This is a genomic window from Pseudomonas sp. GM78, from assembly GCF_000282475.1.
GTDB lineage: Bacteria > Pseudomonadota > Gammaproteobacteria > Pseudomonadales > Pseudomonadaceae > Aquipseudomonas.
The window spans coordinates 94,977-117,776 of sequence record NZ_AKJF01000094.1 but is presented as its reverse complement, the minus strand read 5'-3'; the positions used below and the strand labels follow the sequence as shown (position 1 = coordinate 117,776).

The window sequence follows — 22,800 nt, the reverse complement described above, 5'->3', positions numbered from 1 at the left end:
CGCAGAACCGGAACGAAGCCTCTCGATGTGGCAAGAAAATCAAAAGCCAGATCAAGATCAAATGCAAAAGCGAGGCGGCCTTAAAGCCGACCTGATTGCAGGGGCGATGGGCTTCGCGGGAGTAGGGTTCGAGCATGCGATTGCCGATGAAGCCGAAGCACACGCCGGACACCACGGGAATTTTTCCAATGGTCTTGCCCAGTTTCAGCGTGGTCGCCAGCACCTCGGGCGCGGTGAGTTTGCCGCGAACCACTTCGAGCAGGCGCATCACATTGGCCGGACTGAAAAAGTGCAGGCCGATGACATCCTGCGGGCGGCGGGTGACCGCGGCGATCTGGTCGACATCGAGGGTGGAAGTGTTGGCAAGCCGAGACACTGGTCCAGGAATGCCTGCACCTGGTCACGCAATTGAGTGGTCGGCACAGCCTGTTGCTGGGCCGTTTGCGCCTGTTGCAGGGCGAGTTGTACCTGTTGCGTGGCGACCTGGATGCCAGCGAAAACGCGCTGCGCAGGGCCTTGGAGTACGGCACGGAAAGCGCTGACCCCTATGTCTTGCATGCACTGATCGGCTTGTCGGAAGTCCAGGCCTGCCGGGGTGATTTTGAACAGGCCCGGCTTCATTTGAGCAGCGCAACACGGACCATGCAGTGCGCGAAGATCAAGCACAACTGCTACCAGTCGATCATCGTCTACCAGCATCTGCGCTTGCTGGCGCGGCAAGGCGCATGGGCGCCAATGTTGTCGATGGCGCAGGCAGCCCAGGCCGGTGTCGAGGGAGACTCGCTGCAGCTGCCCCCCCTGCATGCACCTTCGTTGCGCCAGCGCATCGAGCTGATGGTTGCGCTGGGCGAACAAGGTACCGGTCAAATGCAGGCTGCGCGCCATCGCCTGGAGGCGTTGCTCGCGGATTGCGAATGCCGACGTTTCGGCAGTTTGACCAGGGAAGTGCAAGTGGCACTGGCGCGTATCGGAGCCGAACCCGGTTCGGCGCCTGTGTTACCTGAGGCACCGCTTGCAGCCTACAATCTGCTGGCCAACCACCAGTCAGCATCTGCCAGCGCATCCCGCCCCGTCACGGAGCTGACGCCCCGGGAAGTTTGTGTTTTGCAGCTGGTGGCGCAAGGCTTGTCCAATCAGGAAATCAGCAACCAACTGTTCATATCGCTCAATACGGTCAAGGCCCACACCGTGCATATCAATCACAAACTGGGCGTCAAGCGCCGTACGCAGGCGGTGATGCGGGCCAAGGCGATGGGGCTCCTGGCCTGACAGTCATCAATCGAGCAGACCCTTGGCGCGCGCGATGGCGACGACCTCTGTGCGACTGCGGGCCCCCAGTTTCGCGCTGACGTTGCGCAGGTGGGTCTTCACCGTGTGTTCGGATAAATGCATCTGCTCGGCAATGGCGCGGTTGCGATTGCCGGCAGCCAACAGCCGGATGACGTGGAACTCGCGAGTCGTCAGTCGGGATTCGAGATCGTCGACCACAGCCTCAGGCAATGCGCTCCAGGTGCTGGCGCGTTGTAGCAGGTCGCTGAGGAAATCCGGGTCGATACCGAGGTTCTTGCATTGCGCCTGAAAGGACACGGCCCATCGCTGCAGCAGTTTTGCCAAGGCCGGGCCTTCATCGATAAAGGTGCGGATGAACCCTTCGTCACTCGCCAGAAGCAACGCCTTGGTCAAGGTGTCCAGCGCCTCTTTGTGCCTGCCCAGGCCTTCCAGTGCCAGCGCATGCAGCAAGCGCAACTTCAACGCCCGCCGGTGCTGCTGGCGCTCCAGTGCCTGGGTAAGCGCCGGTTGCAGCGCCGCCGCGGCGCTATCGTACTCAGCCTTGAAGATGCGCAGGCGTTGCCGGGCGATGAACGGGGTGTCGCTATCGCAGCTGTACAGCAACAGGTCGGGTCGATCCCAATGCCCCGCCAGATCGGCGTTATGCAGCGCCTGTGCCGCGATATCCAGACGGTTTTCCAGCGTTGCGACACGGGCGCGCTCCAGCCAGGCCGCACAGTGCATGCGCAACGACCCGCTGCGCCGACCCAATTGCTCAAGCTCCGCCAGTTGTTGCACCCAGGCGTCACGTTGACCTTGCTGCCAGGCGATTCTGGCGAGCAGTACATGGCGCACGATCATCGGGTCCGGGCCACCGCTGTCCAGGGCGTGCGCGGGGATATCCACCAGCAGCTGCCGGGCCTGGGGCAGCTCGTCTTTTTCATAGTGGGTCAGTGCCCGCAGGATATCCAGCGAGGGCCTGCCACCGGACCATTTGCCTTCGGGCGCTTGTGCCTGATCCACGCTGGCTGCGTGCAGCCGGGCGACGGCGCTTTGCAGGCGTCCCTGGATCAGGTCGAGGATGGACGACACACAAACGACAATGGTATCGACGATGACCGAACGGTTCTGCGCCCCCTGGCTGACCATCTGCGTCAACAAACCCCTGGCCTGCTCATGGCGACCGGTCGCGACCATGCAGTAGGCCAGCGTCGTGGCGAGCATGCCGTACTGCAGGATATCTTGCGGTGATATGCGTTCGATCTGCGCCAGGCCCGTGGTATACGCCGCATCGATCTGATCGGTGAATACCTGCAAGAGGCAGCGAATCGTATCGGTCTGCGGGCTGGCGCGATGGTGCTCGATGCGCTGCATGGCGTCCTGGTAACGGCGATCGAGCACCAGTGTCCAGGCATGGGCAAGGACCAGGCGGGGATAGGCATCCAGCTGCCGGGCAGGAATCTGTTCGAACCAGCGCAGCAATAGACGCAGGCGGCCGGCATCGATCAACGGGTCCAGATGGCGGTCGATCTGTTGGCTTGCACCCTGCGTGTCACCCGCCAGCAGGCAGTGTTCGATCGCAGCCACCGGCTGATGGTTATCCAGGTACCAACGGGCAGCCGCAGCGTGCAGTTTTTCAGCCTGACCGGGATGCTGGCGCTCAAGCGCGCGTCGCAGGAATTCGGCGAACAAGGGGTGGTAACGGAACCACTTCAAGTGTTCATCCGTGGCCTGGATGAACAGGTTGGCGCGTTGCAGGAAGTCGATCATCGTCTGGCTGTCATTACGGGCAAACACCGCATCGCAGAGCGTTGCACTGAAACGCTCGAGGACGCTGCTGCACAGCAGGAACTGCCGACATTCCCCGGTTTGCCGCGCGAGAATGTCTTCGGCCAGGTAATCGGTCAGCTCCAGGTTCGCGCCGAACAGCGAGTCGACGAAATCCCTTGGCGCCTTTCGCCCTCGCAGCGACAGGGTGCTCAGGTACAGCGCGGTGATCCAGCCTTCGGTGCGTTGCTGCAGCGCGGCGATCTCGGCATCTTCAAGGTCCAGGCCGCACTTTTCGCGGATGAAGGTCGTGGTCTCGCCCAGGCTCATGCGCAGGTCGTCGGTGTCGATGTCGAGCATCTGCCCATGGGCGCGCAAACGGCCCAGGGCGATATCCGGTGTGGTTCTCGAGGCGATGACCAGCAACCCGCCATTGGGCAGGGTCTTCAGCAAGCGTCGCACGAAATCCAGTGCCTGGGCAGATTCCAGCGTTTCGAAATCGTCGAGAAAAATCGCGAAGGGCGGGGCCCGTACGGCCAGTTTGTCGAGCAACGCCTGAGGGCTGAGGTCACTCGATTTCTCGTCACTGTCGAGCGCCTGCAAGGCGACGTGCAAGTGCGCCGCCAGGCGTCGCAGGTCATTGTCGGAGCCGTCCAGTGTCAACCACAGCACCTGGCGACCCTGGGCCAGGCAGCGCTCCCGGTACTGGCGCAGCAACGTGGTTTTGCCGAAGCCCGCCGCGGCCTCGATCAGGATAAGCCGGGCAGGGTCCGGGTTATCCAGGCGATCCAGCAGATGAGCACGTTGCAGGTGGCTGGCCGCCGAACCCGGAATGCGAAATTTTTCCGGGTGAATGGGCGATGCGTGGAGGATCGTATCAGCGGTGCCGCCCGCAGCAAGTCGCTCATCCGCCGAGTCGTCGAAGGTCGGGACGAGCGTGAGGCGTGCCAGAAGATTCGGGCGGTCAGGCATGGGGTTCTCCAGCGGGCCAATCACATGATGCGTGAACAAAGCGCTGCTTAAGCCCGCTCTTTTCGCAGTTTTTATCTGTCGCATAGTGCCATGCCCGTATCCACTGGCAAGACCGCGTTGCGTATTCGGTCGGCGGGCGCGAGGGGAACTTCACTCGTTCGAGCGATTGTTCCACCCGTCGGGGTGGCTAGCCTGTCGGGCTGGACTGCGCATGCAGCCATGCATCCAACAATGAGAGAGATAAGCGATGGCAGGACCACTGGCAGGTGTGAAAGTAGTCGAAATGAACGCGATCGGGCCCGCGCCTTTCGCCACCATGTTGCTGGCCGACATGGGGGCCGAAGTGATCCGTGTCGACCGGTTGGTGTCAGGCTTCCTCAACGGCGACGGCAGTGTGATCAGCCGGGGCCGGCGCAGCCTGGCGATTGATCCGCGCAAGCCGGGTTCGATCGACGTCCTGTTGCAGCTGATCGAAGGCGCGGACGTGCTGATCGAAGGCTTTCGGCCGGGTGTCATGGAGCGTCTGGGCCTGGGGCCGGAACCGTGCCTGCAACGCAACCCGCGCCTGGTGTATGGGCGCATGACCGGTTGGGGCCAGACCGGCCCCCTCGCCAGCGTTGCCGGCCACGATCTCAACTACCTCGCCATCACCGGCGCGCTGCATGCCATGGGCCATGCCGATCGCGAGCCGACACCGCCGCTGCATCTGGCGGGCGACATGGGCGGTGGCGCGATGTTCCTCGCCTTCGGCATCGTCAGCGCGCTGCTGGAGGCGCAAAAGTCCGGCAAGGGGCAGGTGGTGGACGCGGCAATCAGCGACGGCGCCGCGCTGCTCAGCACGATGTATTACGAGTTCAAGCAAAGCGGGGAGTGGCGCGGGCGAGGGGAAAACATCTTCGACGGCGGCGCGCCTTTTTATGGCTGCTACGCCTGCGCCGGGGGTGGCTTTGTCTCGATTGGTTCCATCGAACCGCAGTTCTACCGCCTGCTGATGCAGCTGTGCCAGATCGAAGACCCGGCGTTCCAGAGCCAGTGGGACCGCCGGCAATGGCCGGCGCTGCGCAGCAAACTGGAGGCGATGTTCCTCACCCGCACCCGCGATCAATGGTGCGAACTGCTGGACGGCACCGACGTCTGTTTCGCCCCGGTGCTGGATTTCAATGAGGCTCTAGAGCATCCGCACCATCAGGCCCGAAAGACCTTCATACAGACCGACGGCGTGACGCATCCCGCACCGGCTCCACGGCTGAGCCGTACACCGGCAACCGCGGGAAGCGTGGTGAAAAACGGCGAACACACCCTCGACATTCTTCGCGAATTGGGGTTGGACGATGCCCGTATCGGCGCGCTGCGCGCGGCCGGAGCGATTGCCTGATAACGACAGCGCAGGAACCCCGAAACCCACCCCTTTCCACTCCATGCGAGCGGGATACAGCCCGGGGGTGGGTACGCAACCATGACGCCATGGAGCCGCAGGGTCGCGAGACGACCACAGGCTCCGTCAATCAATTCGGGGAGAACGTGATGTCACAGAAAACCTACATCGCCGGCGTCGGCATGATCCAGTTTGCCAAGCCAGGCGCCAGTGGCTCCTACATCGAGATGGGTGCGCAGGCGGTACGCCAGGCCCTGCAGGATGCCGGGATCGGTTATGAGCTGGTGCAGCAGGCTTATGCAGGTTATGTCTATGGCGATTCCACCTGCGGTCAGTCGGCCCTGTACGAAGTCGGCATGACGGGAATTCCGGTGATCAACGTCAACAACAACTGCGCCAGTGGTTCGACCGCGTTGTACCTGGCGCGTCAGGCCGTGGAGAGCGGTGCTGTCGATTGCGCGCTGGCCTTCGGCTTCGAACAAATGCAGCCAGGCGCCCTGAAAAACTTCTGGACCGACCGTCCCCTGACCATGGGCAAGGGCTTCGATGCCTCCGCCGCGGCTTTCCCGGAAGGCGTCGGCATGCCCGGCGCGCTGATGTTCTTCGGCGGTGCGGGCAAGGAGCACATGGAAAAGTACGGCACGAAGATGCAAACCTTCGCCGCGATCCGCGCCAAGGCCAGCCGTCATGCCGCCAATAACCCGTTGGCGGTGTTTCGCAAGGTGGTCACCACTGAAGAAGTGATGGCCGACCAGGTGGTCTGGGAAGGGGTGATGACCCGCCTGATGGCGTGCCCACCCACCTGCGGTGGCGCGGCGGCGATCATCGTTTCCGAACGCTTTGCCAGGAAGCACGGCCTGCGCACCGACGTGACCATCCTCGCCCAGGCGCTGGCCACCGACAAACCGGACGCCTTCGAGCCACCGTCGATGATCAGCGTGGTCGGCGTGGGCATGACCCGCCAGGCCGCCAACGAAGTCTACGAAAAAGCCGGTGTCGGCCCGGAAGATATCCGTGTCTGCGAGCTGCACGACTGCTTCGCCCACAACGAACTGTTGACCTACGAAGGCCTGGGCTTCTGCCCGGTGGGCGGTGGCGAACAGTTCGTCATGGACGGCGACAACACCTACGGCGGCCAGGTGGTGATCAACCCGTCAGGCGGCCTGCTTTCCAAAGGCCACCCGCTGGGCGCCACGGGCCTGGCGCAGTGCTTTGAACTGACCCATCAATTGCGCGGGACGGCCGGCGCACGCCAGGTCGAAGGTTTGCAGCATGCGCTGCAGCACAACCTCGGCCTGGGTGGCGCAGGTGTTGTAACGCTCTTCGGCCGCGGCTGACCCAACCTTGGCTCGCGCACCTCGATGGGGGCGCGATGACCTGATTACGCAGAGGAATCAATTGAAATGGCAGACAAGAGTCTGATCGGCCGTTCCCTTGGCGTCACCACCAGTGAAGTGGAAAAAGGTCGCCTGCGGTTTTTCGCCAAGGCCATTGGCGAAACCGACCCGGTCTACACCGAAGATGCAGCCGCAAAAGCCGCCGGCTATAAAGCGCTGCCGGTGCCGCCGACGTTCCTGCTGTGCCTGGAAAGCGAAGGGCGCAACCCCCAGGCCATCGTCGAAGACATCATGGGCTTTGACCTGGGCCGCATCCTCCACGCCGAGCAGGAATTCAACTATCACCGCATGGCCTTTGCCGGTGACGTGCTGACGTTCGAAACACGCATTGCCGACGTGTACGAGAAGAAGGGCGGGGCGCTGCAATTCGTGGTGCAGGAAACCCGCGTGACCAACCAGGACGGCGAACACATCGCCGATCTTCGTTCTTCACTCGTGCAGCGCTGAGGAATAACCCATGTCCCAACTCGCAAAAGTCGCGCCGCAATTCAGCGATGTCCAGGAAGGCGACGTAGTGCCGCTGATGAAGCTGCGCCCGATCAACCGCACGATGCTGGCGCTCTACGCCGGTGCGTCGGGCGATCACAACGAAATCCACATCGACATCGATTTCGCCCGCAAGGCGCGCGTACCCGATGTGTTCGCCCACGGCATGCTCTCGGCCGCCTACCTCGGTCGGCTGCTGACCCATTGGGTGCCGCAACCGCAGATCCGCAAGCTGGCGGTGCGCTTCACCGGCATCACCCAGATCGGTCACATCCCGCACCTGACAGGGCGGGTGGCGCAGAAATTCGAAGCCGGCGGCGAGCGCTTCGTGCGTCTGGAAATCAAGTGCAGCAACCAGTACGGCGAAGACAAGCTGGTGGGCGAAGCCGTGGTGGCCTTGAACTGAAAACCGCTTGAACCAAGGCTTTCTACTCACAAACACAAAACAAGAAATGCAGGTATCGAACAATGAAAAAGCTTGAAGGCAAAGTAGCCCTGGTCACCGGCTCCGGCCGTGGCATCGGACGCAGCGTCGCCCTGAAACTCGCCGCCGATGGCGCCCGCGTCGTGGTCAACGACCTCGACGCCGGCCCGGCCGAGGAAGTGGTGGCGCAGATTCGTGAAGCGGGCGGTGAGGCGGTAGCTTGTATCGGTAGCGTGACCGCCGTCGATTTCGCCGATCGCTTCATCAAGACCGCCGTCGACAACTACGGTGGCATCGACATCATCGTCAACAACGCCGGCTACACCTGGGACAACGTCATCCAGAAAATGTCGGACGAGCAGTGGTACGCGATCATCGATTGCCACCTGACTGCGCCGTTCCGCATCCTGCGCGCGGCCTACCCGGTGATCAGCGCCGCCGCCAAGGCCGAGGCCGCCGAAGGCCGCGTGGTGCAGCGCAAGGTGGTGAACATTTCCTCGATCGCCGCTGCCGGCAACGCAGGCCAGGCCAACTACTCGACGGCCAAGGCCGGGATCCTGGGCATGACCAAGACCATGTCCAAGGAGTGGGGGCGCCACAAGGTCAACGTCAATGCCGTGGCCTACGGTCACATCGAGACCCGCATGACCCAGGCCCTGGCCGGCGACGCGAGCAAGACCGTGAACATCGAAGGTCGCGAGATCAAGGTCGGCATCCAGGCCGCGGCGATCGAAGCGGGCAAGCTGATGTGCCCGCTGGGGCGTCCGGGCACCCCGGATGAAGCGGCCGGCGCCGTGTATCTGTTCTGCATCCCGGAGTCGGACTACGTGTCCGGCCAGGTCCTGGTCTGCGGCGGCGGCCTCGGCACTGTCTGATCCATCGAGGAGATTTGTCATGCAATTGGAAAACTACACATCCCCATGGATGGATGAGGATCTTGGCGCCTTCCGTGACAGCATTCGCCGTTTTGTGCGCGAACAGCTGCTCCCCCACGAAGACAAGTGGCGTGAGCAACACCGCTCCGATCGTACTGCCTGGCTGGCTTGTGGCGAGATGGGCATGATCCTGCCGGACATGCCTTCGGAGTACGGTGGCGCCGATGGCACCCCGGCGCACTATGCCGTGGCCATGGAAGAGCTGACCTATGCCGGTGTGATGAGCATCGCCCTGAGCATCAACCACATTGTCGGTCACTACATCCTGGCCAGCGGCACCGAAGCGCAGAAGCAGCAGTGGCTGCCGAAAATCGCCTCCGGCGAGTGCATCACCTCCATCGCCATGACTGAGCCGGGTACCGGTTCGGACCTGCAAGGGGTGCGCACCCGCGCGGTGAAGAAGGGCGACAAGTACGTCATCAGCGGCTCGAAGACCTTCATCAGCAACGGCCAGAACAGTGACATGGTGGTGGTCATCGCCAAGACCGACCTGGAAGCCAAGGGTTCCAAGGGCATATCGCTGTTTATCGTCGACACCAATACCCCGGGCTTCGTCCGTGGCCAGTGCCTGGACAAGATCGGCCTGCCGGGGCAAGACACCTCGGAGATGTTCTTCGACGAATGCGAAGTGCCAGCCGATTGCCTGCTGGGTGGCGTCGAGGGGCAGGGTTTCTATCAGTTGATGCAGCAATTGCCTTACGAGCGTGCGGAAATCTCCATCCAGGCCGTTGCCGCCATGGAACGCGCCCTCGCGCTGACGGTTGAGTACACCAAGGAGCGCAAGGCGTTCGGCAAGGCGATCCTGGACTTCCAGAACACCCGTTTCACCCTTGCGGACGTCAAGGCCACGGTCACCGCCGCGCGGACCTTCGGCGACCTGATCATCCAGCGCTGGGTTGATGGCAGCCTCGATACCACCACGGCGTCGATGGGCAAGTTCTGGCTGACCGACCGCCAGGGCGAAGTCATGGACCGCTGCCTGCAGTTCTTCGGCGGCTTCGGCTACATGAACGAATACCCGATCGCCAGGATGTTCGCCGACGCCCGCGTGGCGCGTATCTACGGCGGTGCCAACGAAATCCAGCGTGAGCTGGTGGGGCGTTCGCTCTAACGCTGCGGGGTGCTTTAACTGTAACTGTGGGAGCGAGCCTGCTCGCGATGGGGCCATGTCAGTCGACACTTATGCAGCCTGATCCACCGCCTTCGCGAGCAGGCTCGCTCCCACAGGAGACGCAACTGCTTTACTTATAACAACAAGATTCTGGAGGCTCAGATGTACATCACCCAAGGATTGCACCGACACATGCAGCAGCGCCCGGATGCAACCGCCATCCGCTACCAGGGCCGCAGCCTGTCATTTGCCGCGCTGGGCGAGCGGGTCGCCCGCCTGGCCGGTGCGTTGAAGAAACTCGGTCTGGCGAGCGGTGATTGCGTCGCCATGCTGTCGCGCAACTCCCAGCGCTACATCGAGTACAGCCTCGGCGTACCTTGGGCCGACGGCGTGCTGAACCCGGTCAACACCCGCTGGAGCGTGGTGGAAATCGTCTACTCCCTGGACGACTCGAATTCGACCATCCTGATCGTCGACGATGCCTTCAGCAACATGGGCGCCATGATCGCCCGGCAGGCCAAGACCATTCGCCACGTGATCTATGCCGGCGATCAGGAAACACCCGAGGGCATGCTGTCCTACGAAGCCTTGCTGGCTGAGGCCGAGGCCGTCGAAGATGTGCGTCGCAGCGGCGATGCGCTGCTGGGCATTTTCTACACGGGCGGCACCACCGGTTTCCCCAAGGGCGTCATGATCAGCCAGGACAATCTGGCATTCGCCGCGCTGGCCAGTCTGAGCAAAGGTTTTTACGGCAGCGAGTCGAAATTTCTGCATGCGATGCCCATGTTCCATCTGGCTGATTTTGGCGGCATGTCCGCCATGCTCATCTGCGGCGGCACCCATGTGGTGCTACCGGCCTTCAGCGGTGAAGCCGCACTCGAACTGATCAGCCAGGAAGGTGTGACCGATGCCATGCTCGCGCCGACCATGATCCAGATGATGCTGGATGCGCGCGACGCCAAGCCGGCCTTGAACGCGCTGGATCTGAGCGCGATCAAGAACATCATCTATGGCGCTTCGCCGATTTCCCCCGTGTTGCTCAACCGAGCCTGCGAGGCGTTTACCACCGCCCGGTTTTTCCAGGGTTATGGCATGACCGAGCTGACCACCGGCGGCACGATGCTCGATGCGCAATATCACAGCGCCGAACACCAGGCCAGCGGCAAGATGTATTCGGCCGGCCGGGCGATCAGTTGCGTCGAGTTGCGAATCGTCGACGACGAGGACCGGGAAGTGCCTCGCGGTACCGTCGGCGAGATCGTGGTGCGCGGCCCGAACGTGATGCTCGGCTACTGGAACAATCCCGATGCCACGGCGCAAGTGCTCAAGGATGGATGGATGCACACCGGTGACGGTGCCTACATGGATGAGGAAGGTTTCGTGTACATCGTCGATCGTCTCAAGGACATGATCGTCAGCGGCGGTGAGAACATTTACTCTGCCGAGGTGGAAAACGCCCTTGCCAGCCATCCGGCCGTGGCGCAGAGCGCGGTCATCGGCATTCCCTGCGAAAAGTGGGGCGAGACGGTGCATGCGGTGATCGTGCTCAAGCCGCAAGCCGTGGTCACCGAGGAGGAAATCGTTGCCCATTGCCGCGCGCGCATCGCCGGGTACAAATGCCCGCGCAGCGTCGAATTCCGCCAAGCCATGCCGTTGTCCACCGTCGGCAAAATCCTCAAGAACGAACTGCGCCAACCCTATTGGGCGAACCACGGTCGCAACATCGCCTGAACGCCCTTTGAAGCCCGCGTCAGCCAAACTCATTCGTTTGAGCGATGGGTGAGGGACCTCATTGTGGCTAGGCTTTGACGCGTTGCCTGCCATCGGTGGCAACGCTCATTGCAATCACTGTCCTGGGCCCATTGCGTGCTCAGTACCGCCGGACCGAGCACGCGCCCATGAACACCCACTTAGTGCAGACCACCACCCGATTCGCTCCGCCGCGAATCGGCAGCCAGGCCGTATCCCGTGAACAGTTGCTGGCCAGGTTGCAGCGAGATCGTCAAAGTCGCCTGCAGCTGGTCACCGGTAGCGCCGGCTTTGGCAAAACCACGCTCATGGCCCAGTGGCGCCAGCAGCTGATAAAAAACGGCGCCCAAGTGGCCTGGCTTTCGGTGTCGCCGGACGACTGCAGGTTGGAGGCTTTTTGCGGCAGTTTGCTCGGTGCCTTGCGCCAGGCGGGACTGCCCCTGGATGGCGACCTGCTGCTGTTGGCCGGGCCGGAAGCCATCAGCACGCAGGCGATGGCGTCGTTGTTGATCAATGCGCTGGCCAGGATGAGCGGTGAGCTGTATCTGATGCTCGATGATTTCCAGCAGGCAGCGGATGTGCGTATCGCCCAGTTGATGCAGGCACTGATCGACGATGCGCCGCATCACCTGCACGTGGTGCTGGCTTCGCGCAGTACGCCGCCCTTGTTGTTGGGCCGCCTGCGGGCCATGGGCGAGCTGTGCGAAGTGGATTGTGCGGGGTTGTCGTTCAACTTCGCGGAGTCCCTGGCCTTCCTCAAGGCGCATCTGGACCAAAGCGTGGACCTGGACGCTGCGCATGCCATCCATGACCTCACCGATGGCTGGCCGATCGGCCTGCAGTTGATGTCCATCGCCTTGAAGGCCAACCCGAAAAAAGCCGTCAAGCGCACGGCATTGCTGCCCGACAGCGCGGCCCTCAAAGCCTATTTGTCCGAAGATGTGGTGGCGGATTTGCCCACGGAACTGTTCGATTTCCTGCAGAAAATTTCCATCCTCCGGCGCTTTAATGTCGATGTCGCCGCGCATGTCACCGGCTCTGCGCAGGCGGCGCAGTTGATCGCGGCGGTGGAAGAACGCAATCTGTTCATCCAGCCAGTCGATCTGCCGGGCAATCGCCAGTGGTATCGCCTGCATCCGTTGTTCGTCGAGTTTCTCACCCAGCGCCTGCAAGCCAGCGGCGCGGATATCGCGCAGTTACACCAACGCGCGGCGATCTGGTTCGAACAGGCCGGGCTGGTGCCGGAAGCACTTCGCCATGGCCTGCACTGCAACGATTTCACGGTGGTGGTGCAGTTGTTGGAGCGCGTGCAACCGTCCTATCGCAGCGTCAGTCATCTGAGCCAGTTCATGCGCTGGCTCGAGCAGGTGCCCTTGGCTGAGTTGACCAGGCACCCGTCGCTGATGTTGTTGGGGATCTGGGGCGCGGTCCTCACGGTGCTGACCAGCAAGGCCCGGGCCTGGATAAGCGCATTCGAGAGCGTGCCGCAAGCGCCCCAATGGACGGATCAGTTGCAGTTGCTGAAAGCGTCCCTGGCCATGCATGGCGATGATGAAACGACCTGCCTGGCCTTGTTGGGCTCGCTTGCCGATCAGTTTGCCAGCCATCCGTTCATGGAGCAGGTGCGCGTGGGCATGATGATCACGTGTCTGGGGCTGGCCGGCCACCACAACGAGGTGCGCAGCCTGTTCAACGGCACCGCCGGGCGCTGTCTGCGCAACAGCAATGACGAAATGGCATTGATGGGAATGGCCGCGATGACCTCGGCGGCGCTGTTGGAGGGCAAGGTGCTGGAGGCTGAACGCATGGGGTCAAAGGTGTTGGCCCAGGCGCAGTCCCTGCACGGGCGCCGCTCGGTCAGCGCCTGTGGCAGCGCCGCGATCATGGCCGAGATTTTCTATGAGCTCGACCGTCTTGACGAGGCGCGCGAGGTGCTGGCCAATCGTCTGGATATCCTGCGGTTCTCCGCGCCGGGCTACATGATCGGCGCTGCATTGTGCCATGCACGCCTGCTTGACCTGCAGGACTCACCCCGCAGCGCGCTGGAGTACCTGGTCCACAAGGAACAGCATTTTCGTGCCCTGGGCCTTGATCGTGGTACGGCGAGGATGATCGATGAACAGCTGCGCATCACCTTGAAGTGCGGCGACTGGCGCCATGCAGAGACACTTCAGGTGCTGCTTGACGATCTTGCGCGCAACCATCGGGGAGCGTCCTCCTGCGATGCCGAGGTCATGACCCTGGCGGCCTTGTCGAAGGCGCGCCTGGCGCTGGCGCGACGCCAACCCGAGGCGGCCTTGCAGGCGCTGGACATTGTCGATCGTTTTGCCAGTGAGTTGGCAAGGGTGCAATGGCGGGTAAAAGTCGAATTACTCCGCGCCTTTGCGCTGGATGAACTGGAGCGCAGCGACGAGGCCCTGGAGTCATTGCGCTCGGCGGTTGCCAGCGGCTACCGGTTGGGCCTGGTGCGTACCTTCCTGGACGAGGGCCAGGCATTCCATGACTTGTTGCCAAGGCTTGAACTCAAGGGCGATGCGGATTTCCGTGTCTATCACGAAAAACTCGGCCTGCCAGCGTCGAAGCCGTCAACCGGCGACAGTCGTGAAACGTCGACGGTGGCCAAGGAAGCCATGCGCGAACAGGTGGCACTGACCCGACGCGAGCAGGACATCATTGACCTGCTGGAACAATCGATGTCCAACAAACGCATTGCCTTGGCGTTGAATCTCAGTTTGCAAACCGTGAAGTGGAACCTGAAGAACATCTTTTTCAAATTCGGCGTATCGAGCCGCTATGACGCGATCGTCGTCGCCCGCAGCAGGCGCGAAGTGAGAGCCTCGTAGTTTCCGGGTATAGCCGCTGCGTTGGAGCACAAACCGCCAGTGCTATGATCTGAGCGTCTATGTCTGGCCAAGAGATCGCCCATGGATCGCCTGTCTACCTTGTTTTCGCAGTTCGGCGTGCGTGCAAACCTGTTTTACAACGGCAGGTTGTGCGGCCTGGCGTCCTACGATGGCGCTGAGCGGCGTGGTTATATCCATCTGCTGCAGGGCGGTAGCGTCACCTTGTTGGGCGCCGATCGCAAAGACGTGCTGCTGACCCGGCCCAGCCTGATTTTCATGCCACGCCCCAGCCGGCATCAGTTGTTCGCCGGTGAATCCGAGGGCGCTCAACTGTTGTGTGCCTCGATGGAGTTCGAGGGCGGGGTCGATAACCCGTTGGCGGCGTCGTTACCCGATTGCCTGGTGCTCTCCCTGGATGAACTGCCCATGCTCGCCGATACCCTGAAATGGATGTTCGGTGAGGCGGCGGGTGCGCATTGTGGCAGGGAGGCAGCGCTGGAGCGCTTGTTCGAACTGTTGATCATCCTGTTGTTCCGGCATCTGCTTGACCATCAACAGTTGCGTAGCGGAATGATGGCTGGCCTGGCCGATCCGCGGTTGGCGCGGTCCCTGGTGCAGATTCACAACGCACCTGAGCGTGCCTGGTCGATTGCGCAGCTGGCGAGCGAATCGAATATGTCGCGCGCGGCCTACGCCGTGCATTTCCGGGACGTTGTCGGGCAGACGCCTGCAGAGTATCTGTTGAGTTGGCGGATCAGCCTGGCGCAGAAGCGCCTGCGTCAAGGGCGCTCGATTACGCTGATCGCCGCCGAGGTCGGCTATGAAAGCCCTTCGGCACTGGCACGCGCGTTTCGACGCAAGACGGGCTACAGCCCGCGGGACTGGATGAAAGATCTGGCGGGAGACGATGATGGGGCAATGGCCTGAAAGCATCGAACTGCTCCAGGCCATTGCGCGGGTCGATCATCGGTTCAGCGGCTTTGCAACGCAGTCAGGGAATGGCCGGCGACAAAGATCGAGGCGGCCAGCAAGCCGATGTCTTTGAGCAGAAACTGCCCCGGCGCCACCGAAATGCCTGGAAAACCGAGGCCGGGTTCAATCACGCCGGGGGTCGAGAACATGAAGCTCAAGGTGGTGAAGAACAGTCCGGCCGACAGCGCACCACCGATCAACGAAAGCTTGGGTGACAGCAAGCGACCTGCAATCAGGACCCCGATCGACACCTCCAGGATGCCGAGCAGGCTGGAGAAGGTATCGACGCTGAAAATCTCATACACCCACCCCAGGAAAGGGCTGTTACTCACCAGGGGCACCAGCCCGACGGCTTCGTAGTGGGTGAACTTCATCCCGCCGAACCAGAAGTAAATGACGGCGAGTGCAAAGTAGACACCGTAAGTGCCAAGCGCCATGGTTTTGATCCCGAGCGTGGAAGGGATCTGTACATTGTTGGTGCTGCTGTTCTCGATGCTTAAGGTTTTCATGATCAAGGCTTCCAGGAGTGGTGAGGAACACTAATCAGCAACCCGGCGCGGTGTGCGTTGGGAGTGCAGACAGTGTTGCCTTTGATGCCACACCCGTGGCGTCAGAACGTATTGCATTCAGTGCAGATCGTCTTGACTCACTGCAGGTCTTGAAAGAGCAGGCACTCTGGAAGAAAAGTGATAACCACCCGGGATCTGATCGTTCCCACGCAGAGCGTGGGAACGATCAATAAACGTTAAATCCTTATAGTCGAGAGGGTCCATTCCAGCGCTCGCCGCATGGCTGATGGGACGAATCATCCCTGCCGGGTAGAAAAAATCGCTGGCATCTGAAGATGCTTGTAGATGGCCAAAAACCGCAAGCCGACGGTGAAAAACAAGGCAATCCAGCCGCCAACCCAGATCGACGGGAACACGTCTCGCAACAGCACGTAGAGCGTACATCCCAACAACAGGGGCGTGGCGTAAATCTCTCGCGACATCAGCAGTGAAACCCTGCCAGCCAGGACATCCCGTGCGATACCACCGCCGATGCTGGTCAGCACGCCCATCATCACTGCCAGGGGCGCGGCAAGCTGCAATGCCAGGACTTTTTCGGTCGCCGCCAATGCGAACAGCGCAGCCGCCAAACCATCGAGATACAGCAGCAGTCGGTAGCGTCGCTGCAGTCTCTGGGTCAAAAAAAACGCCAGCAGCGCAGCGAACAAGGCGGCCCAGATGTAATTGAAGTCGGCAATCCAGAAGATCGGCAGATCCAGCAGCAGATCCCTGATCGTGCCTCCACCGATAGCGGTGATGATGCCAAGCACCACGGCACCGAACAGGTCCACATCGGCTTTCTTGATGGCCAACACGCCGGTGATGGAAAACACCGCAATGCCCAACATTTGCTGGAAATAAAGCATTCTGAATTCCTTTCTCGCGCAAGCCGTTAATCTAAAAAAACCATATCAAACAGTTGGTTGCGATCATATATATCGGTTGATATATGGACGCATCCGGTCGCTGGCGTTTAGCTTGAAATCGCAAACCTGCACCTGGATTATCACTGAGGAAAACAAAAATGGGGCGACTGGCAGGAAAAGTAGCATTGATCACCGGAGGGGCAGGGGGCTGCGGCCTGGCTGTTTCGTTATTGTTTGCCAAAGAAGGCGCGAAGGTGGCGATCCTCGACCTTCCCACCAGCCAGGGCGAAGAGGTGGCTGCGCAAATCAACGCTGCCGGCGGCAGTGCCTGTTTCCTGGCGACGGATGTCTCCGTTGCCGATCAGGTGCATCGCGCGGTCAGGCAGGCCGAAGAGCGTTTTGGCGCGATCACCGTGCTGATGAATCATGCGGGTACGATTGCCGCAGGGCCTTTCCTGGAGACCGACGAGGCGGACTGGGACCGCCTGATGAGCATCAACGTGAAAAGCATGTTCCTCGTCACCAAGGCTGTCCTGCCGGGAATGATCGAGGCGGGCGGCGGCAGTGTGATCTGTACATCTTCCATTTCCGGGGTGGTCGGCACGCCGATGGAAGTCTTGTACTGCACCACCAAAGGGGCGTGCCATATGTTCGCACGGGCCATTTCGGTGGAGTTCCGCGATCGAAACATTCGCAGCAACGCCATCTGCCCGGGGTTTATCAGCACTGCCCATGGCAAGCGTGAACTGGACCTGCTGCGCAATTTTGGCGTGGACGCTTCCGACGACGCCATCGGCGCAATGCAGGGACGCCTGTGTGAGCCTTCCGAAGTGGCATCTGCCGCATTGTTCCTGGCCAGCGATGATTCCAGCTTCGTCAATGGCACGCATCTATTCGTCGACAACGGATACACCGCACTCTAAGTCAGATGACTGACTGCCAATAATAAAACCTTGTGCAACTCAATTCTGCCAAACAATAAACTCTTAATAGCAGAGGCAGCAATGGAACATATAGGCACCTATGTCATTTACATCATCATGGTGTGCGCCGTTATTGGCGGCTTGGCATCGATCTTCAGTACCGAATCCGAACTGGCGAAGGAATTCAACGCAGGCATCAACAGCATCGGCCCGATCTTCCTGCCCGTCGCGGGCATCATGGCGGCCATTCCGTTTATTTCCAGCTTCATAAGCCAGGTCCTGGCGCCGATTTTCCTGGCGATGGGCGCGGATGCCGGCATTGCCGGGCCGATTTTCATTGCCGCGGACCTTGGCGGGTATCAGTTGGCCCATGCCCTGTCTTCAAGCCCCGAAGGCTGGATCCTGGGCCTCATTACCGGTTTCCAGTCCGGCTCTACCGTGATCTTCGTGATACCTGTCGGATTGGCGATGCTCAACAAGGCCGACCACAAGTACATGGCGTTGGGCATCATGGCGGGTTTGTTGAGCATTCCGCTCAGCATCATCATTATCGCGATGAGCATGCAGTTTCTCGGGCTGGGCGTGCGCCCCGACATTGCCACAGCGGGTGACGCCACCCAGGCGCTGAACTTCAACCTGGGGATGCTGGTGCGCAACCTGATGCCCCTGATTCTGTTCTGTGTCGCGCTGGCCGCCGCCTTGCGCTACCTGCCCAACTTGATGGTGCAGCTGTTTCTCCGCTTGGGGCAGGTGGTGTACGGGCTGGTGACATTGGTATTGGTGGCCTCGATCGTCGAATACTTCACCTCGTTTTTCAGCTCGGTATTCGGTACCTGGGGTTTCGCCCCGATCATTGCCGACAAGGAGGATCAATTCCGGGCGCTGGAAATCGCAGGTTATGTCGGCATCATGCTTTGCGGTGCCTTCCCGATGGTCTATCTGATCAAGCGGTTTCTTTCCCGGCCCATCGAAAAGGTGGCTTCCCTGCTAGGGCTTTCTCCGGTGGGCGCAGCCGGTCTGCTGGCGGCATCCGCGAATATCCTGGCGATGTTCCGATTGGTCGCGGACATGCCGCCCAAGGACAAAGTGTTGGTGATCGCCTTTTCGGTGTGTGCCGCGTTCACCTTTGGTGACCATCTGGCCTATTCCGCCAACTTCCAGCCTTCGCTCATTCTGCCACTGATCATCGGCAAACTCAGCGGCGGCCTGATCGGCATGCTGCTCGCTTACTGGCTTGCGGTACCCAAGGCGCTGGAACTTGGCGAGAAGGACACTCCGGCGCGTGGGCTCAGTGCCGCCCCTGAACCGACCTGATACCTGCGGCATCCGAACGCTCCCTGGTTGAGTTCGAACGTATCGCGCGAAGGTCTTGTCAGCTATCGTGCGCATGCATTCGAGCCACCGGGGTGGCTCGATTTCCGGAGCGCAAGCGAGCGAACATGAAAGCCTGTGACGCAAGAATGCTATCGACCCTGATAAACGCCGTGGGTACGGATCGACTGGGAGCAGCCATCGATCTGGCCCTGCGAAATACATTGGGTTTCGATATGAGTTGCGGTTATCTCTTCCGCTTCAATCACGCGCCGATCTTGATCCACAACGGCTACAACAAGTCGGTCCCCGAAAAGACGCTCAATGCCTATATTCGCGGTGGCTACCTGCTCGACCCGTTCTATGTGGCCTGTATCAACAATCACCCGGCCGGTTTATGGCGGATGAGCGACCTCGCACCCGACAGTTTCTTTTCATCGGGCTTTTCCATCTCCAAGGACCTGCATCCCTGTGTGTCTTCCGAGTACGGTACGCTGATTGAAGAAATAGGTTTCATCATTCCCGTCCAGCCCCGCGTCGCGATTGTCTATTCGCTGATGCGCAACTTGAAGAATGGCGCCTTTCTGAGCGGGGAAATGAAGGCGCTGGAAACCCTGGCACCGGTCATCGATTCCCTGCTGCAATTGCATTGCCGGCTCAGGCACAGCGATTTTTACGCAGGCGTTGAGAATACGGATGCGAGATCAGAGGATGCGTTCGTGCACATCCTCAAGGGGCAACTGACGGAAACCCAGCGCTACATCGCCAAACTGATCCTGCAGGGCCACAGCAGTACGTCGATCGCGGCGGCACTGAAGATATCGGAAGGTACGGTCAAAGTTCACAAGCACAACATTTACCAGCGCCTCGATATCTCCACCAATGCCGAGCTGTTCCGCCTGTTCATCGGCTATCTGACCGGGCCCCTGTGAACGCCTGTCAGGATGAACGCAAGCGCAGGATGTGCGCACCGTCGAAGGGGTCAATGAGGTAGTGCGCGTGCACGCCGAAGGTGTCCAGCAGGCGTTGTGGGTTCAACACCTCGAGCGGCTTGCCAAGGGCCACCAGGCGGCCTTTTTCCAGCACCGCCAGACGATCGCAGGTGAGTGCCTGGTTAAGGTCGTGCAGGGCAATCACGGTGGTCACCGGCAAGGCGTGAACCACCTGCAGAATCGCCAGCTGGTGCTGGATATCCAGGTGATTGGTCGGTTCGTCCAGCAACAGGATCCGGGGTCGCTGGGCCAGGGCGCGGGCGATGTGCACGCGTTGGCGCTCGCCGCCAGAGAGGCTACGCCAGGTGCGCCGGCAAAGATGCGTCGCATCGACGTCGCGCAAGGCTTTATGGACGATCTCTTCGTCCGCCTTCGACCATGGGCTCAAGGCCGACAGCCACGGCGTTCGGCCCAGGGCCACGGCATCGAACACACTGATCGCGTCCAGGGTGTCGGCCTGCTGCTCAACTACCGCCAGGGTTTGGGCGATGGTGCGCCGTGACAGTGCCTTGAGGTCTTGGCCGTTGAGCTGGATGGCTCCCCGGCTGGGTTGGCGCACGCCGGCCAGCAGCTTGAGCAGCGTGGATTTTCCTGAGCCATTGGGCCCGACAAGGCCCAGGGTTTCGCCACGGCGAATGTCCAGGTGGATGTCGTGCAGTAATTCAATGTCGCGGATACGGAACCCGAGGCTGGAACAACTCAGCACGGCTTCGTCGATAACAGGGGCAACAGCATTCATCGGGCATTCCTCCGGCCGACCAGGATCAGGGCGAACACAGGCGCGCCGACCAATGCGGTAATCACGCCGACCGGAATCACCTGGCCCTTGATCATCGTGCGCGAGAGCACATCGGCGGCCACCAGGAACACCGCACCGCCCAGCGCACTGGCCGGCAGCAGGCGCGTATGCCGAGTGCCCAGCAACAACCTGGCGGCGTGGGGAATGACCAGTCCGACAAAACCGATGGAGCCGACAATCGACACCATCACCGCCGTCACCAGGGCGGCACAGATGATCAACAGAAATTGCACCGGCCGTACGGCAATGCCGAGCGAAGCCGCGGAGTCGGCGCCAAAGGTGAAGGCATCCAGCGCACGACGGTGCCACAGGCACACCGCGAGACCGGCGATCGCAACCGGTACGGCCAGCCACACCGATGGCCAGCGCACGCCACTGAGATTACCGAGCAACCAGAACATGATGCCGCGCGCCTGTTCGGAACTGGCCGACTTGGTGATCAGGAACGCGGTGAGTGCATTGAACAGTTGCGAACCGGCGATCCCCGCCAGGATGATCTGGCCGGTGCTGCCAGGCGAACCGCTGGCACGCCCCAGCAACACCACGACGGCGAAGGCGGCGACGGCGCCGGCAAAGGCCCCGGCCGACATCGAAATCGCGCCGGCACCCAAGCCCAGCAACGCCACCAGCACGGCGCCCGTCGAGGCCCCTGCGGAAATACCGAGCAGGTAGGGATCGGCCAACGGATTACGTAGCAACGATTGCAGGATCACCCCGCAGGTCGCCAGGCCCGCCCCGCAAGCCGCCGCCACCAGCGCGCGAGTCAGGCGGTAGTTCCAGACGATGCCCTCGTCGATGGGATCGAGGGCATACCCGGCCGCCCACAGTTTGTTGGCCAGCACCTGGAACACCACACCGGGTTCGATGGGCGTTTCACCGATGGCCACACCGGCAATCACGGCCACCAGCAGGATCACCAGGGCCAGCAGAGTACGAATCAGCGTCGCGGTCATTTTGGCAGGTCGTAGCTATTGATGGCCGTTGCCAGGGATTCGAGACCGTCGAAGATTCTCACGCTGGCCTGCATGGCCATGGCGTCAAGAATGATGATGCGGTTGTTTTTCACCGCGTCCATGTTGCGGGTCACGGGATCGCTGCGCAGGAATTGCAGCTTCTTTTCATAGTCGTCAGCCGGGAAGCGACGGCGATCCATGCGGGCGATGACCAGAAACGTCGGGTTGGCCTTGGCGATGGTCTCCCAACCAACGGTTGGCCACTCTTCGTCGGACTGCACCACATTGCGCACGCCCAAGGTATTGAGCATAAAGTCGGGAATGCCCTTGTGCCCGGCGACATAGGGGTCGATATCCAGGCTGGCACTGGAAAACCAGACCAGCGCGCTGGTGTGCGTGAGGTCTTTGTCTTGCACCGCGGCAATGGACTTGGCCAGGCTGGCCTGCAGTTGCGCGTTCAGTTGCTGCCCACGCGCCTGCACATCAAAGATCTCGGCCAGCTGGGTGATGCTTTTGTAGAGGCTGTCTATGCGAAACGGCTGCAGGCGGGTGCCGTCGGCACCGACCAGGTTGTCCTTGGACTCGCAGTCCGAGGGCATGAGATAGGTCGGAATCTGCAGTTCGTGAAACTGCTCGCGGGTAGCGACGGCGCCTTGCGGGCCGACCATCCACTCAAGTTCGACGGCAACCAGCTCCGGGCGTTTGCCGATCACCGACTCGAAACTCGGCTCGTTATCGGCCAGGCGTTCGATCCTGTCGTTTTGCCCCTTGTACTTGGCCAGCACATCATTGAACCACAGCGAAGTGCCGACCAGTTTGTCACCGAGTCCCAGGGCAAAGAGCATTTCAGTGCCGGCCTGGCCGATCGTCACGGCGCGGGCAGGGGCGTGGGCGAAGGTCAGCGGGCTGCCGCAGTTCTCGATCGTCAGCGGGTAATGGGTCGGGGAGGCGCAGGCGAGGGCGGAAAGACCCAGGCCTGTGACGAGGGCGAAAAGGCGCGGCAACAGCATGATGCAATCTCCATTTGAACCGTACACACAGCCAGGGTGCAAGGTCTGGAAAACACATCATCGAGCGCTGCCGAAAAAGCAGTGCAGGGGCGATCACC

At 61.3% G+C, this 22,800-nt stretch carries 19 protein-coding genes and 1 pseudogene; 13 read left to right on the top strand and 7 right to left on the bottom strand.

Annotation, left to right across the window (positions count from 1 at the left end):
• Positions 1-103: 103 nt before the first annotated feature.
• Positions 104-364 (bottom strand): annotated as a pseudogene (locus PMI35_RS15750) (3-hydroxyacyl-CoA dehydrogenase family protein); the annotation flags it as partial.
• A gap of 44 nt (positions 365-408) precedes the next feature.
• Here PMI35_RS15750 and PMI35_RS15755 point away from each other — a divergent pair.
• Entirely contained in the window at positions 409-1,269 is an 861-nt protein-coding gene (locus PMI35_RS15755) for a helix-turn-helix transcriptional regulator (RefSeq protein ID WP_008059942.1), read from the top strand.
• Positions 1,270-1,275: 6 nt separating this feature from the next.
• On the opposite strand, the gene PMI35_RS15760 is transcribed toward PMI35_RS15755, so the two are convergent.
• On the bottom strand, positions 1,276-4,008 hold the full coding sequence (locus PMI35_RS15760) for a LuxR C-terminal-related transcriptional regulator (RefSeq protein ID WP_008059941.1): 2,733 nt from the start codon (positions 4,006-4,008) through the stop codon (positions 1,276-1,278).
• 247 nt (positions 4,009-4,255) lie between these two features.
• Between PMI35_RS15760 and PMI35_RS15765 the strand changes: the two genes are divergently transcribed.
• The 9 genes from PMI35_RS15765 (at position 4,256) to PMI35_RS15805 (ending at position 15,255) form a co-directional block, all read left to right on the top strand.
• On the top strand, positions 4,256-5,383 hold the full coding sequence (locus PMI35_RS15765) for a CaiB/BaiF CoA transferase family protein (RefSeq protein ID WP_008059940.1): 1,128 nt from the start codon (positions 4,256-4,258) through the stop codon (positions 5,381-5,383).
• Positions 5,384-5,532: 149 nt separating this feature from the next.
• The gene (locus PMI35_RS15770) at positions 5,533-6,720 is read left to right on the top strand and encodes a lipid-transfer protein (protein ID WP_008059939.1); all 1,188 of its coding nucleotides are present in this window, start codon (positions 5,533-5,535) and stop codon (positions 6,718-6,720) included.
• Positions 6,721-6,786: 66 nt separating this feature from the next.
• Positions 6,787-7,227, top strand: a complete 441-nt coding sequence (locus tag PMI35_RS15775) for a MaoC family dehydratase N-terminal domain-containing protein (RefSeq protein ID WP_008059937.1) — start codon at positions 6,787-6,789, stop codon at positions 7,225-7,227.
• Positions 7,228-7,237: 10 nt separating this feature from the next.
• Positions 7,238-7,672, top strand: coding sequence for a MaoC/PaaZ C-terminal domain-containing protein (locus tag PMI35_RS15780; protein WP_008059935.1), 435 nt, complete (start codon positions 7,238-7,240; stop codon positions 7,670-7,672).
• Between the two features lie 62 nt (positions 7,673-7,734).
• Entirely contained in the window at positions 7,735-8,565 is an 831-nt protein-coding gene (locus PMI35_RS15785) for an SDR family NAD(P)-dependent oxidoreductase (RefSeq protein ID WP_008059933.1), read from the top strand.
• Positions 8,566-8,584: 19 nt separating this feature from the next.
• Positions 8,585-9,736 carry an acyl-CoA dehydrogenase family protein gene (locus PMI35_RS15790; RefSeq protein WP_008059932.1) on the top strand — a complete coding sequence of 384 codons (1,152 nt, stop codon included), beginning with the start codon at positions 8,585-8,587 and terminating at the stop codon, positions 9,734-9,736.
• A 162-nt stretch (positions 9,737-9,898) separates the two neighbouring features.
• Positions 9,899-11,467 carry a long-chain-fatty-acid--CoA ligase gene (locus PMI35_RS15795; RefSeq protein WP_008059931.1) on the top strand — a complete coding sequence of 523 codons (1,569 nt, stop codon included), beginning with the start codon at positions 9,899-9,901 and terminating at the stop codon, positions 11,465-11,467.
• Between the two features lie 167 nt (positions 11,468-11,634).
• Positions 11,635-14,328, top strand: a complete 2,694-nt coding sequence (locus tag PMI35_RS15800) for a LuxR C-terminal-related transcriptional regulator (RefSeq protein ID WP_008059928.1) — start codon at positions 11,635-11,637, stop codon at positions 14,326-14,328.
• Positions 14,329-14,409: 81 nt separating this feature from the next.
• Positions 14,410-15,255, top strand: coding sequence for a helix-turn-helix transcriptional regulator (locus tag PMI35_RS15805; RefSeq protein ID WP_008059926.1), 846 nt, complete (start codon positions 14,410-14,412; stop codon positions 15,253-15,255).
• Positions 15,256-15,299: 44 nt separating this feature from the next.
• Here the strand turns inward: PMI35_RS15805 and PMI35_RS15810 are convergent, their stop codons facing one another.
• Positions 15,300-15,809 (bottom strand): YkgB family protein, encoded by a 510-nt coding sequence (locus tag PMI35_RS15810; RefSeq protein ID WP_008059924.1) that lies wholly within the window; start codon positions 15,807-15,809, stop codon positions 15,300-15,302.
• Positions 15,810-16,105: 296 nt separating this feature from the next.
• A complete protein-coding gene (locus PMI35_RS15815) occupies positions 16,106-16,714 on the bottom strand; it encodes a trimeric intracellular cation channel family protein (protein ID WP_008059921.1) in 609 nt (202 codons plus the stop codon).
• Positions 16,715-16,872: 158 nt separating this feature from the next.
• Between PMI35_RS15815 and PMI35_RS15820 the strand changes: the two genes are divergently transcribed.
• The 3 genes from PMI35_RS15820 (at position 16,873) to PMI35_RS15830 (ending at position 19,880) form a co-directional block, all read left to right on the top strand.
• Positions 16,873-17,637, top strand: a complete 765-nt coding sequence (locus PMI35_RS15820) for an SDR family NAD(P)-dependent oxidoreductase (RefSeq protein ID WP_008059919.1) — start codon at positions 16,873-16,875, stop codon at positions 17,635-17,637.
• Positions 17,638-17,718: 81 nt separating this feature from the next.
• On the top strand, positions 17,719-18,951 hold the full coding sequence (gene eutH / locus PMI35_RS15825) for an ethanolamine utilization protein EutH (protein WP_008059915.1): 1,233 nt from the start codon (positions 17,719-17,721) through the stop codon (positions 18,949-18,951).
• A gap of 125 nt (positions 18,952-19,076) precedes the next feature.
• The gene (locus PMI35_RS15830; protein ID WP_008059913.1) at positions 19,077-19,880 is read left to right on the top strand and encodes a response regulator transcription factor; all 804 of its coding nucleotides are present in this window, start codon (positions 19,077-19,079) and stop codon (positions 19,878-19,880) included.
• A 7-nt stretch (positions 19,881-19,887) separates the two neighbouring features.
• On the opposite strand, the gene PMI35_RS15835 is transcribed toward PMI35_RS15830, so the two are convergent.
• From PMI35_RS15835 to PMI35_RS15845, 3 genes are read right to left on the bottom strand one after another with little or no spacing between them, the layout of a single operon-like run.
• Entirely contained in the window at positions 19,888-20,679 is a 792-nt protein-coding gene (locus PMI35_RS15835; RefSeq protein WP_008059912.1) for an ABC transporter ATP-binding protein, read from the bottom strand.
• The gene (locus PMI35_RS15840; RefSeq protein WP_008059911.1) at positions 20,676-21,692 is read right to left on the bottom strand and encodes a FecCD family ABC transporter permease; all 1,017 of its coding nucleotides are present in this window, start codon (positions 21,690-21,692) and stop codon (positions 20,676-20,678) included. Before PMI35_RS15840 ends, PMI35_RS15835 begins: the two co-directional genes overlap by 4 nt.
• Positions 21,689-22,702, bottom strand: a complete 1,014-nt coding sequence (locus tag PMI35_RS15845) for an ABC transporter substrate-binding protein (protein ID WP_008059910.1) — start codon at positions 22,700-22,702, stop codon at positions 21,689-21,691. The genes PMI35_RS15840 and PMI35_RS15845 overlap by 4 nt, the downstream gene beginning before the upstream one ends.
• Positions 22,703-22,800: the final 98 nt, after the last annotated feature.

What these genes read in the sequence shown, in the direction of transcription:
- PMI35_RS15760 (WP_008059941.1), bottom strand. Translation starts at nt 4,008, where the DNA reads ATGCCTGACCGCCCGAATCTTCTGGCACGCCTCACGCTCGTCCCGACC.
- PMI35_RS15765 (WP_008059940.1), top strand. Translation starts at nt 4,256, where the DNA reads ATGGCAGGACCACTGGCAGGTGTGAAAGTAGTCGAAATGAACGCGATC.
- PMI35_RS15770 (WP_008059939.1), top strand. Translation starts at nt 5,533, where the DNA reads ATGTCACAGAAAACCTACATCGCCGGCGTCGGCATGATCCAGTTTGCC.
- PMI35_RS15775 (WP_008059937.1), top strand. Translation starts at nt 6,787, where the DNA reads ATGGCAGACAAGAGTCTGATCGGCCGTTCCCTTGGCGTCACCACCAGT.
- PMI35_RS15780 (WP_008059935.1), top strand. Translation starts at nt 7,238, where the DNA reads ATGTCCCAACTCGCAAAAGTCGCGCCGCAATTCAGCGATGTCCAGGAA.
- PMI35_RS15785 (WP_008059933.1), top strand. Translation starts at nt 7,735, where the DNA reads ATGAAAAAGCTTGAAGGCAAAGTAGCCCTGGTCACCGGCTCCGGCCGT.
- PMI35_RS15790 (WP_008059932.1), top strand. Translation starts at nt 8,585, where the DNA reads ATGCAATTGGAAAACTACACATCCCCATGGATGGATGAGGATCTTGGC.
- PMI35_RS15795 (WP_008059931.1), top strand. Translation starts at nt 9,899, where the DNA reads ATGTACATCACCCAAGGATTGCACCGACACATGCAGCAGCGCCCGGAT.
- PMI35_RS15800 (WP_008059928.1), top strand. Translation starts at nt 11,635, where the DNA reads ATGAACACCCACTTAGTGCAGACCACCACCCGATTCGCTCCGCCGCGA.
- PMI35_RS15805 (WP_008059926.1), top strand. Translation starts at nt 14,410, where the DNA reads ATGGATCGCCTGTCTACCTTGTTTTCGCAGTTCGGCGTGCGTGCAAAC.
- PMI35_RS15810 (WP_008059924.1), bottom strand. Translation starts at nt 15,809, where the DNA reads ATGAAAACCTTAAGCATCGAGAACAGCAGCACCAACAATGTACAGATC.
- PMI35_RS15815 (WP_008059921.1), bottom strand. Translation starts at nt 16,714, where the DNA reads ATGCTTTATTTCCAGCAAATGTTGGGCATTGCGGTGTTTTCCATCACC.
- PMI35_RS15820 (WP_008059919.1), top strand. Translation starts at nt 16,873, where the DNA reads ATGGGGCGACTGGCAGGAAAAGTAGCATTGATCACCGGAGGGGCAGGG.
- eutH (WP_008059915.1), top strand. Translation starts at nt 17,719, where the DNA reads ATGGAACATATAGGCACCTATGTCATTTACATCATCATGGTGTGCGCC.
- PMI35_RS15830 (WP_008059913.1), top strand. Translation starts at nt 19,077, where the DNA reads ATGAAAGCCTGTGACGCAAGAATGCTATCGACCCTGATAAACGCCGTG.
- PMI35_RS15835 (WP_008059912.1), bottom strand. Translation starts at nt 20,679, where the DNA reads ATGAATGCTGTTGCCCCTGTTATCGACGAAGCCGTGCTGAGTTGTTCC.
- PMI35_RS15840 (WP_008059911.1), bottom strand. Translation starts at nt 21,692, where the DNA reads ATGACCGCGACGCTGATTCGTACTCTGCTGGCCCTGGTGATCCTGCTG.
- PMI35_RS15845 (WP_008059910.1), bottom strand. Translation starts at nt 22,702, where the DNA reads ATGCTGTTGCCGCGCCTTTTCGCCCTCGTCACAGGCCTGGGTCTTTCC.